The following is an 11,784-nucleotide window of genomic DNA, read 5'->3' as shown; positions in this document are numbered from 1 at the left end:
CACCGTGCACTTTGGATTGCATGAATACTGAACCAGGGTAACGGTCTGGATATGCAACTGCCTAAGCCCAAGAAACCATGATGATTGTCCATCCACGCAGTTACTTGATGCAGGGGTGGACAATTATCAGTAAAAAGCTCCGGACTCGCCAACAACCAGATGGCCGGATGTGTTAGTCCCGCCAATGAGCGGGTGTGCATTATTAACGTATTTGTACGGAGGCCACTGTAGTAAACCTGGCCGCGATCGTCGATGATGATACTGCAGTACCCGGATGACTTGGGTGCAGGTAATGTTGCGATGGTGGATACTGTCAGGTACTGGTGCGGCCATTGTGGTAGCTTTATTGGCAAACTACAGAGAAAATCTAGGGTAAAGCCGTTAATAACGTAACGATTTTTGCTTGCGATGAGTCTGTCCCTCCAAATGGAAATTTTGTGGTGGGCTGCCCTCACTGGTAGTTTAAATGGTGTTCGGGGTTTACGCATGGGGGGTTCTGATATGTGACTAATTTATTTTAGGGTTTTAGGGAGAAATTAGGTCGAAATTATTGACGCTATATTTATAAAAGGCGCAAATTAGCGCAGGACAAAATAATTGTTATACCTCATGATTGGGAACAGCGTAAGCTCGGAGATGCCATAAACAGTTTGGAGTCAGGGGTAAGTGTTAATTCTGGAGAAGAAGATACAGGCTATTATATTTTGAAAACATCAGCTATAGAGCTTGGCCATGTTGATTTAACGGAAGTGAAATCAATTGTACGTGAAGAAATCCTTCGAGCCAAAACTCCACTCAAAAAGGGGTGCATTTTAATCAGTCGAATGAATACTCCCGCTTTGGTTGGGGCGTCGGGCTTGAACACAGAAACACGGGCCAATGTATTTCTCCCAGATAGATTGTGGCAAGGAGCTGTTGCCTCCCACTTTAATCAAGAATGGTTAATAAGCGTATTGAATACACCAAGAAATATCAAACAGATTCAGTCGTTGGGGACAGGAACCAGCGGAAGTATGAAGAATATATCAAAGGACTCTATGCTGAATGTCGCTTTTGCCGTCCCTAGTTTGGAAGAGCAAAAAGCCATTGGAAAATTTATGGAGTTTTTGGAAAACACTATCGCTCTTCATCATTGATAGTAACGTAAGGGCTTGGTGGTCAGCTCATCATGTTTGATCGGGATCAGTTTATACTAATAAAAAATTACATCATGTTCCAATAAACAAATGTTAGTGTTTTGAAATGATGTTGTGTTTGGGTTTTAGTTTTAATGTTTTCTGAAACGTTGGCTTACCATTGAAATTTGTTCACAACTCGGTTCTTGTTACAAGTGGCCTTTTCAAGTGATCCTTTCTGTACTGAATGTCATAACGGAAATGCAGACTCGTATCTTTGTTAGAAATGGTTTTCTTAATCGAAAATAGAGCGTTTTCCCAGCGGAATAATGATTGGGAACAGCGTAAGCTCGGAGATGTGGCTAAAATTATTGGGGGAGGAACCCCAAACACGTCAATATCAGCTTATTGGAATGGCAATATCAATTGGTATGCTCCTGCTGAGATAGGTCAGCAGCGTTACGTCTCGGAGAGTAAAAAAAAGATTACAACTTCTGGATTATCTCATAGTTCTGCTCAATTGCTTCCCATTGGAACGGTGCTGTTTACGTCGCGCGCAGGTATTGGAAACACAGCTATACTTAAAACTGAGGCTTGCACGAACCAAGGATTTCAATCTATAGTTCCTGATTCAGCGCAATTAGATAGTTACTTCATCTTTTCTCGAACAAGCGAGCTCAAACGTTATGGTGAGATAAATGGAGCAGGATCAACCTTTGTTGAAGTTTCGGGAAAAACAATGGCTAAGATGCAGATTTTACTCCCTACTTTAAAAGAACAGATTCAGATTGCAGCTTTCTTTCGGAGCATAGATGATGCTATCGCTCTTCATCAACGATTTCGATTTATGTAGTACGAAATTCGTCTTCATTGCGAAATTTACCTGTGTGAGCTTAAATGCGCACGAATATTTGCAGGATGATGACGAAATTGCAAAATATTTCAGAAAACACTTTATTTCATCAGTATTTCAAGGAATGGTTTGAGTTATACAAGGCTGGAGCAGTTCGCGAAGTAACACTAAGCAAGTATTACATTAATTACAAGCGACTAGTGCAATTGGCACCAACACTTACGCTGGGGCACATTAATCGTAAAACTTATCAGCAGTTGCTGAACGATTACGCAAAAACTCATGAACGACAGACGACGATGGACTTTCATCATCAAATCAAGGGGGCAATTACGGATGCGGTCGATGAGGGATTAATCGATAGAGACCCTACGCGAAAGGCAGTTATTAAGGGAAAATCACCATCTCAGAAAAAGCCAAAATACTTGAATCAGTTTGAGTTGCATGCGCTGCTGAGTGATCTTGATTTAGGGCCCGTACCCAATTGGGACTGGATGTTGTTGCTTATTGCAAAGACAGGGCTTCGTTTTGCAGAAGCACTTGGTGTAACTCCAAAGGATTTTGACTTTAATCATCAAAGCCTAAGTGTCAATAAGACTTGGAACTATAAAGATGCAAGGGGAGGTTTTCAACCAACCAAAAACAGTTCATCCAAACGTAATGTACAGATTGATTGGCAAACGATCATGCAATTCTCTCAACTAGTAAAAACTCTTCCTGAGGAGAAACCGCTATTTGTACAAGGTCCGGTCTTCAATTCGACGGTTAACTATCAACTAGAACGGCATTGTCGGCGTATGGAGGTACCAGTTATTTCGATACATGGACTACGGCACACGCACGCATCCCTATTGCTTTTTGCGGGCGTTTCAATTGCGAGCGTGGCGCGAAGGTTAGGACATTCAAATATGACAACGACCCAACAGACGTACTTGCATATTATTCAGGAGTTAGAAAATCAGGATAACGATAAGGTTATGCGCTACTTAGCGGGATTAAATTGACTTATGCTCAAGTAAATGAGAAGCGCAGCTATATTGACCAGTTTAGTGGTCCATATGGCTGCGTTTTGTTGATTTATATGAAAAGTTTTTGTAGGTAGCCTTGCTTTAGTTTTTTGAGTTCATCTAACCTACGTTGATGAAGAGCGATGGCTTGATCAAGCTGTAGCATAAACTGTCCTATCTCTTGTTGCTCATCCTGAGAAGGAACCCCAATTGACCGACGGAGAAGGTCTTTAGTAACCAAATTAGTCATCATAGTTGATTTTTGGGTGGAGTGCCTTAAAATATCCCGCATTGAGTTTTCGTTGTGGATATAATACTGCCAAAAATATAAATTCAAACTAGTTTTCGGACGGAAAACATCAAATACATGCGAGACCAGCCCCGTTCCTAAAGTATTTTCAACAAATCTTCCGAAGGCAAAATTTTTACTCCTATTTCCCTCAAATGCGATATCACCCAAGCGGAAAACATTGTAGCTACGCATGTACTCATCAGTTGAATCATCCTTTACACTACCCCAGTGCATTTTTGCCACCGAGATAACTTTACTTCTAGGAATTGACAAATCGTTTTTTTCCGAAGCCTTAGCATAAAGCGTTCCAAACTTACGCTGTTCCCAATCTTCAGTGAACCCTTTGAAGCGTATTTCGGGTACTTTTTGACCTTTTCCGGGAAATAATTTTTGCAAGTAACCTTTCTTTAGTTTCAAAAGCAAATCATGCTTCCGCTGATGAAGAGCGATAGTTTGATCTAGCAAGGATATGCAAGATGAAATTGCAATTTGCTCTTCTAGGCTTGGAAATTTGACGACCACATCCTTGAGAGCCGAGTTTCCGAGATGCACAATAGATATTCCTTGAGCTCTGCGCACAAGCTCTGACTTCTGACGACCGTTTGATATTATTAACGCAAGAAATATGGGAGAAAGGTTGTTGCACGGAGTGATTATATTTAAGTCACCAGCTAATAGAACTCCTCGGGTAATTACCGCTGAGGCCCTTGCAATATCTTCTGCAGTTTCACCTGAGGCTGGTACAATTACCTCATTTCCAGCGCTTACTGTACCTTTAGAGTTTGTCGCCACGTACGTTGAAACTTTATTAATAATCGTGTGATAGTCGGTGTACATGCTTCCATACAGAATTACTGGTCTTCCTTCATCAATAAGATCCTCTTTAGAGAACCCAGACCCCTTAGTAAAAGTCGCCAATTCACCAAGCTTACGCTGTTCCCAATCGCCAGTAAATCCCTTAAACCGTAACTGGGGTACTTTCATATTTTTATTTTTCATCTTGATTCGTCTCCACCAGTTGTGACTTCATCTCATTAAATTCTTTTTCCGCGACGGCAATCTGTTTATCCAGATCGGCGAGTTCTTGTTCTACCGCTGAAATATCGATGGGAGGTTCCTCTTCAAAAGTGTCGACGTAGCGAGGGATGTTAAGGTTGAATTCATTTTCTTTGATCTCGTCCAAATCAGCTACATGGGCGAACTTATCGACATCCTTGCGTTCCCGGTACGCAGAAATAATCTTGTCGATGTTGTCATCGGTTAGACGGTTCTGTTTTTTACCCTTTTCAAATTCTTTGGAGGCGTCAATAAACAGAATATCTTTAGTGTTGCGCTGCTTCTTGAACACCAAAATTACCGTAGGAATGCTGGTGGAATAGAACAGGCCTGATGGCATTCCAATCACGGCATCCAGGTAGTTGTTTTCAATCAACGTTTGCCGAATAGTTGCCTCGGCACTGCCACGGAAGAGGACACCATGTGGCAAAATGATGGCCATCGTCCCGGTATTCTTCAGGTGGTAAATACCATGCAAAACAAAGGCGTAGTCCGCCTTGGTTTTAGGCGCTAGTTTGCCGTAGTTCTTGAAGCGAGGGTCCTTCATTTTATTGGCGTTATTGTCCCAGTGGGCGGAGTAGGGTGGATTGGCAACGACGGCGTCAAAACTTCGTGGATGGTCAATTCCGTTAATTTCACCATCGGGCCAGTCATTTTCCAGGGTATCCGCATTGTGCAGATCCATATTCTGGTATTCAACACCGTGCATCATCAGGTTCATGCGGGCCAGGTTATACGTAGTGGTGTTCAATTCCTGACCGTGGAAGTGGACGCGGCCCGCTTTGTGGCCATCTGGCAGCTGGTCTTGCACCGTTAATAGAAGGGAGCCAGACCCCATGGTTGGGTCGTACACGGTGAACTGTCCCTCAGTTGCCGCGTCCAGGGTGACTAATTTTGCCAAGACGATGGAAACCTCATGGGGCGTGTAAAACTCCCCGGCTTTTTTACCGGTATTGGCCGCAAATTCGGCGATTAGATATTCATACACTGTTCCCAAAATATCGCGGCCGGTTTCGTCCCGGAAGTCAAAGTCGTTGATCATCTTGACCACATCACTCAAGACCCGTGCCCTGGCTGCGGTACTGTTACCTAGCTGAGAGTCATTCAGATGGATGTTGGAGAACACACCACGGAAGTCCGCGCTGGCCTGTGGATTCAAGCTTGCGTTGCGTTCAAAGGCGTCTAACATGTCTTGGTAATCAGACGGCTTGATGTGTTCGTCGTTGATCTTTTCCATGATGGTGGCCCAGGTGAACTGTGGTGCAATGGCATAGCCAAGCGACTTGCTAATATCCTCCAGATAATCATCGAGGTCATCCGCCGCTTCGGCTGCGTAGGCAGCATTAACGCTTTGCCCCTCAGCCACGTCAATTACGTCCTCGTTGACCAGATAATCTTCCTGATGGTCTGACAGGTAGCGGTAGAACATGAACCCTAGAATGTAGTCTTGATACTGGGTGGCCGTCATGGTGCCACGGAGGCTGTTAGCCATGCTCCAAAGTTTATTGGTGATTTCGTGTGCGGTAAGCTCAGATTTTTTCATCGATTATTCCTCTTGGTATTAGTAGTTTTTCTTGATGTAATTTGCAAAGTTGGTGAGGGCTTCACGCAGCTGGTTGCGATACCTAACCTTCGCCAATTGCGCAACCTGCTCATCACTGGCATAGTCGCGATAATGCGTTTGCGCAATTTTTTGAATTTTCCGGATTGAACCATCTTCATCGAGGTCATCCTGTCCCGGTACGTGGCGGTCAATTAGTGTGGTGATGACTTCAGGCGTAATCTCCAATAGCCCCCAACGCTTCATAAACTCGCCAATTTCATGTGCCTTCGAAGTATTGTTGTGCGCAGTGATGATTCCCCGCGCATCCTTCGATTCGACTGGATAATGTTCTGCTTGTGCGGACCCATCCAGCAACCCGCTGGCAGTACGCTTAACTTGCAGGGCATAGTGCTCATCTTCCAGTTGATCAGCCATTTTGTTAACTTCTTTGAAGGTGCCTTCAGCAGCTTTAGTGCACCCTTCATGAACTTCGTTAGCTAGGCGCGCCACTAGTTCTTCCAGATAATCGTAGTTCACCTGAATATCACGTACGTGTTGCATTTCTAGTGTTAGGTCCGAATATTCGATTTCACGGTGTTGGGCAATACGACGCTTGAGGTCGTGCGCAAGCGAAGTGGTCAGCAGGGTTTCTTCGTCACCAGTGAGTCCAATTTGTTTGAGCAGCTTGTCCGGGTCTCGGTAGTCATATTGATCATCTTGCTTCAACTGGCTAATCAGGCGGTTATAAGTCTTTAAGTCCTCGTACATCTGGTCACGACCAGCCTCACTCTTGGGTAGGTCGGTGATATTGAAGCTAAGGGTGCGTAGTTCTGCGACACATTTTTGGGCTTCGGTGATTAGTGTGTCAAAGCTGGGAGCAATTACACCGGTATCATCTATCACCAGAGGGAGGTTCTCATTGGCTGAATCCCGATTAGCGTAGACGGCTAATGCTTCATTCATCAGCTTTTCGCTTTGTTCAGGCCAACGGTAATTGACAATGCGACCGTAGGGTTTGTGCACCATGTCTTGGATCCGGTTAGTCCGTGAGTAAGCTTGAATAAGGCCCGCACCGTGTAGTGTGCGGTCAACGTAAAGTGTGTTGAGGGTCGGTGCATCAAAGCCAGTCAGTAGCTGATCCACAACAATGACCAGGTCCAAATAACGGTCATCATTGATGGTGCGGTTGAGCCGAGCCACGACGTCTTCCGCATATTCAGTGGCGTTAGTGTCGTCGAAGTGATTACCAAACATGGCAGAATAATCCTTCATTGCCTCACTCAGGGCCGTGTTGGTAGTAATCATGTTGTCGCCATTACTATTGTCCTGTGAGAAACTAATGGCAATTTGTAATGGTCGCTCCAACGCTGCATTTTGCTTCTTAAATTCACGATAGTACATGACCGCCATCGGAATTGAGGCTTTGCCGCCACCAACGTGGGTAGTAAACAGGCCGCTATAACGATAGTCATCTGACCGGTTGCGCCACTTGTTGAGCACGTCCTTAACGACCAATTGTACGTGTGTCGGGTTCATGTCATAGACGCTGGGGTTAACCAGGTCGTCCATGTCTGCCGGAGATAGGTGGTCAATTTTGTTTTGAATGTCTTGTTGGGTCCACTGCGGATATTGCTTGGCGTAGAAGCGGGGCAAGTATTCGGTGCGCAGGCTATCTAGGGGAATGGTGGTGTTAAAGTCCACTTTGAAACCGAGGACGTTACCATCCGCAATGGCTTCACGAATCGTGTAGGTATGCAGCACGTCCCCAAACAATTGCCGGGTGGTGATGCCCTCAAACGAAGGGGTACTGGTGTAACCAATCCACGCCGAGTGTTTAAAGGCTTCCTTAATCCGTTGCATCATTTCACCCGCGGTTGAACGATGAGCCTCATCAACAATGAAAACGATATTCTTGTCTGGAGCCTTAAAACTCTTTCGGCGCACTAACCAGTCCATTTTTTGAATGGATGTCACAATGATGCCGTTCTTATTCTTCAACTTACGGTTGAGGTCACCCACGTTTTGGGTGTCACTAACCACGCCACCCTTGTTGCTGTCATCCGCATCTGGATCATAGGCTGCATAATTAGCTGCTGTTTGGTTGGTCAAGGCAATACGGTCGACCATGAAGACGACTTTGTCGACGTTAGGTAAACGTGAAGCTAACCATGCGGCCTTAAATGAACTAATGGTCTTACCTGAACCGGTAGTATGCCAAATGTAGCCCACTTCTTGCTTACCATATTTAAAATCGTGGGTGCGTAAAGCTTCAATAATGCGCCGGGTGGCATATACCTGATATGGACGCATGACCTTGATGGACTGCTTGTTGTGAGTGCCATCTAGAATCATGTAGGAAGTGGCCATGTTGTGTGCCATGGGAATGCTCAGAAACTGGTTGCTAAATTCCCGCCAATCACGAATAGTCGAGTTGTCTTTTTCGCGCTGCCAGTTAAAGGCAAAGGCGGTGTTGAATGTATCGCCGGTGGTGTTTGCCATATACCGAATGCTATTAGGAGTCATGCCCACCAGAATTTGGACGGTGGAAAAAATGTCAGAATATTGTCCTTCCAAAATGTACTGGTGCATCTGGTTAAGTGCTTCTTGCGCTTCGTGGGCAGTGGCTTTTTCCTCAATTTGAATGATGGGGAGGCCGTTGATCAGGAGGGTGGTGTCAAAACGTCGGTTTTCCTTGCCGGGCAGAACGTTGGGCCGCTTAATTTGATTCACGATTTGATATGTAGTGTTACCCGCACCGACCTCTGCCTGGTCAAATACCGTCAGGAAGGTGTGTTCACCGTTATCCAGATTGACCTCCACCTGTGAAATGCCATTAAAGCCATACAAAAACTGTCCGGCGGCATATGGTGTGTTGAGACGACTGATTTCCGCTTTGATCTGCGCAAACTCATCGACAGATAGTGGCTCTGTTAAACGGTTTTGGTTGTTGGCTTCAAGAATATGCTTAAAGTTAGCCCATAACTGGTTGGTGGTTTTTATCTGTGGCAAGTACTCCCACTGCTTTTGTCCACCTAAATGTTGCAGGTAGGTAATTAAATCTTTTTCGAATTGTAGTTCTGAGCCCATTTTTATTTCCTCACTCGTAGCGATACTCACCGACAAATAATTGCTTGATTACAAAATCATTTTACCCTAAAAATATGATTAGTAACCGTTATGGCGGTAGTTGAGTGCTTGGTCAGGTGTAAAATATCATGGAAAGTAAAAGCATTGGGGGAGAATCATAATGGCATATGTTCGGCGGGGTGCCCAAAAAGCAATAGTGCGTGCCTTACAGAGTGTTGGTGGTACGGCAACACGTGATGATCTCAAGGCTATTATTGCTGAGGATGATGATAGCGGTTTTTCGCACGATGATGTTTACGGCACGGTTATATCAAAGAATGGCAATCCATATATACCGTTTAATCTGGATTTTAATTTTGGTATTCGTGATTTAGCGGCTATCGGTTATATCGAAAAGCCAGTGCGAGGTGCGGCAATTGTTTTAACCGAACAGGGTCGTGCGGACCCGCTGACTAATTTTCCGAATAAGCAGCAATTAAAGACCATGGGAGATTATTGGTCCCGGACTACGGCTGCACGGCGTGCTAAGAATGCAAAAAAAGCAAAATTCCAGGCCGATGGAACGACGGTAGTTGAAGCTAACGATGACGATAATGAAGATCCGGAAGATTCGTGGAAGGCAGAATTGTTGGTACGGATCAAGCAGTTTTCACCTGCCAAGTTTGAGCAATTTGCACGTTTGTTGATTCACCAGATGGGCGTGCGAATAGACGCCAAGATGGGTAAAGTTATTTCTGGCGATCATGGTATCGATGGGTTTGGCTACTTTCAATCCGATGAATTTAGAACTTCGCGTGTAGCTATTCAGGCCAAGCGGTATGGGGATGGCCCCGTTGGCGAGCCAGAAATAGATAAGTTTAAGGGTGTCATGGATAGCTTCAACGCTGAGTATGGCATCTTCATTACTACTAGTCATTTTACTGACGGTGCTAAACGCAAAGCAGTACAGGGAGCAAAATCTGTTACCTTAATTGATGGTCAGGGCATTGTACAACTGGTGGAAAAATATCAACTGCACATTTCCCCTGTGCAGACCTTTGAGTTGGATGACTACTATACTGAGAAAAACTAGGCGTGGCTGAATACTTGTGGTGCTCTTTATGTATGAGTATGAAAGGCAAGCGTTAATGTGGTGTTGCTTTTCGTTGGTGTAAAATACAATTATTAACCATCACACCACCAACAAAGGAGTTCCTGTCCATGTCTTCCACCATCCATCCCATTGACCCTGACACCGTCCGCGTTGACGACGAGACCGCGCAACAGTATCGCGACGTGCTTAACGCTATCGTCAAGTTTCGCAACGGGCGCAACTGGGACCAGTACCACTCGTTGCAAAACCTCGCCAAGTCGGTCAGCATCGAGGCTAGCGAAGTACTGGAGATTTTTCAGTGGCTGGGATCCGATGACACCCTTGACCATGCCGCTGAGTCGCACCTGACTGAAGAATTGGCCGACGTGTTGACGTACACGTTCTTCATGTGCGACCGGTTGGGTGTGGATCCGTTAAAGCTGGTGGCGGCCAAAAATGAGATCAACAAGCGCCGCGACTGGTCCCATAAGACTAAGAATTAGTACGTTGGCCGTAATTAAAGGAGGCGCTTCATGCCAACCATCAAAAATATTGTCGTTCTGATTACTGGGGGCATCGCGGCCTACAAGGTGCCGTTGCTCGTGCGCAGCCTGATGCGTGCGGATTACACCGTGCGCGTGGCCATGACGCCCGCCGCGGCCACCTTTGTGACCCCGGCGACACTGGCGACGCTCACCAAGCATGAGGCGGTGACCGACGACCACGAGTTTGACCACCCAGAGCACGTGGTGCACGTGGAGTTGGCCCAGTGGGCAGACATGATGTTGGTCGTCCCGGCGACCGCCAATAGTTTAGCCAAGTTTGCACAGGGGCTGGCAGACAACGTGGTCTCGACTAGCTGGCTCGCCTTTGATGGCCCTAAGCTGGTCGTGCCCGCCATGAACGACAAGATGTGGGCTAACGCCGCCACGCAAAGTAATGTCCGGCGTCTGAAGGATATGGGTGTGCGCGTCTTGCCGCCCGCAGAAGGTTTCCTGGCCGAGGGTTACACCGCAGTGGGGCGCATGCCCGATTTGGACGTGATCCAGTTGTTTGTGGACACTTATCAGGCCAAGCAGCCGCTGGCGGGCAAACAGGTCCTAGTGTCGGCCGGCGGCACGCAGGAGCGCATCGACCCTGTGCGCTACATTGGCAATGATTCCTCAGGCAAAATGGGAACGGCGGTCGCCAACGCTGCGGCGGCCGCTGGTGCTGACGTGACGCTCGTGGCGACCAAGATGTTGCCGGTGCTACCGGCAGTAGACGCGGTTTACGTGACCTCAGCCGCAGAGATGCACGACGCCATGCTGGCCAATTTTGAGGGTGCCGACCTGGTCGTGATGGCCGCGGCGGTGGCGGACTTCCGGCCGACCACGGTCAGCGGTAATAAGATCAAGAAGCAGTCGGGTGACGACGCGCTACACCTCGATTTGGTGCAGAATCCCGATATTCTCGCCGAGATGGGCGCACAAAAGTCGCACCAGTATCTGGTCGGCTTTGCCGCGGAGACCAACGACCTGGTGGCCAACGCCCAGGCCAAGCTCGAGCGCAAAGGTGCCGACATGATCGTCGCCAATCCGGTTGGGTACGGTCAGGGCTTCAACACCGATACCGATACCGTCACCATTTTGCGGCCAGACCAGGCACCATTGGCCCTCGATGAGGCGGCGAAGACGGAGGTGGCCAGTACCATTGTGCGGCTGGCGGCCATGGCGATGTAACGGTGCCCGGACTAGCTGGTGCGAATTGTGCTGCCGGG

At 46.8% G+C, this 11,784-nt stretch carries 8 protein-coding genes and 1 pseudogene; 6 read left to right on the top strand and 3 right to left on the bottom strand.

The features are described from left to right. Positions 1-560 precede the first annotated feature (560 nt). The 3 genes and pseudogenes from FD19_RS04620 to FD19_RS04610 all read left to right on the top strand — a co-directional run bounded on the left by FD19_RS04620 (position 561) and on the right by FD19_RS04610 (position 2,972). Positions 561-1,136 carry a restriction endonuclease subunit S gene (locus tag FD19_RS04620; protein ID WP_082383809.1) on the top strand — a complete coding sequence of 192 codons (576 nt, stop codon included), beginning with the start codon at positions 561-563 and terminating at the stop codon, positions 1,134-1,136. A 265-nt stretch (positions 1,137-1,401) separates the two neighbouring features. Beyond that, positions 1,402-1,953: pseudogene (locus FD19_RS04615) on the top strand (restriction endonuclease subunit S); the annotation flags it as partial. A 101-nt stretch (positions 1,954-2,054) separates the two neighbouring features. Next, positions 2,055-2,972 (top strand): site-specific integrase, encoded by a 918-nt coding sequence (locus FD19_RS04610; protein WP_420836028.1) that lies wholly within the window; start codon positions 2,055-2,057, stop codon positions 2,970-2,972. Between the two features lie 73 nt (positions 2,973-3,045). Here the strand turns inward: FD19_RS04610 and FD19_RS04605 are convergent, their stop codons facing one another. The 3 genes from FD19_RS04605 to FD19_RS04595 are packed head-to-tail and all read right to left on the bottom strand — an operon-like array spanning position 3,046 to position 8,953. Continuing rightward, positions 3,046-4,266, bottom strand: coding sequence for a restriction endonuclease subunit S (locus tag FD19_RS04605; protein WP_056969230.1), 1,221 nt, complete (start codon positions 4,264-4,266; stop codon positions 3,046-3,048). Further along, complete coding sequence (locus FD19_RS04600) at positions 4,256-5,866, bottom strand: type I restriction-modification system subunit M (RefSeq protein WP_056969229.1); 1,611 nt, start codon at positions 5,864-5,866, stop codon at positions 4,256-4,258. The genes FD19_RS04605 and FD19_RS04600 overlap by 11 nt, the downstream gene beginning before the upstream one ends. A gap of 18 nt (positions 5,867-5,884) precedes the next feature. After that, on the bottom strand, positions 5,885-8,953 hold the full coding sequence (locus tag FD19_RS04595; protein WP_056969228.1) for a type I restriction endonuclease subunit R: 3,069 nt from the start codon (positions 8,951-8,953) through the stop codon (positions 5,885-5,887). A 160-nt stretch (positions 8,954-9,113) separates the two neighbouring features. Here FD19_RS04595 and FD19_RS04590 point away from each other — a divergent pair, with 160 nt between their 5' ends. From FD19_RS04590 to coaBC, 3 genes are all read left to right on the top strand, one after another. After that, positions 9,114-10,025, top strand: coding sequence for a restriction endonuclease (locus FD19_RS04590; protein WP_056969227.1), 912 nt, complete (start codon positions 9,114-9,116; stop codon positions 10,023-10,025). A gap of 128 nt (positions 10,026-10,153) precedes the next feature. Further along, positions 10,154-10,528 (top strand): nucleotide pyrophosphohydrolase, encoded by a 375-nt coding sequence (locus tag FD19_RS04585; RefSeq protein WP_082383812.1) that lies wholly within the window; start codon positions 10,154-10,156, stop codon positions 10,526-10,528. A 30-nt stretch (positions 10,529-10,558) separates the two neighbouring features. Next, complete coding sequence (gene coaBC / locus FD19_RS04580; RefSeq protein ID WP_056969226.1) at positions 10,559-11,746, top strand: bifunctional phosphopantothenoylcysteine decarboxylase/phosphopantothenate--cysteine ligase CoaBC; 1,188 nt, start codon at positions 10,559-10,561, stop codon at positions 11,744-11,746. Positions 11,747-11,784: the final 38 nt, after the last annotated feature.

The sequence above is a fragment of the Lacticaseibacillus thailandensis DSM 22698 = JCM 13996 genome (assembly GCF_001436135.1).
Classification (GTDB): domain Bacteria; phylum Bacillota; class Bacilli; order Lactobacillales; family Lactobacillaceae; genus Lacticaseibacillus; species Lacticaseibacillus thailandensis.
The sequence above is the reverse complement of the archived record's forward strand: the minus strand, read 5'-3'. Positions and strand labels throughout refer to the sequence as shown.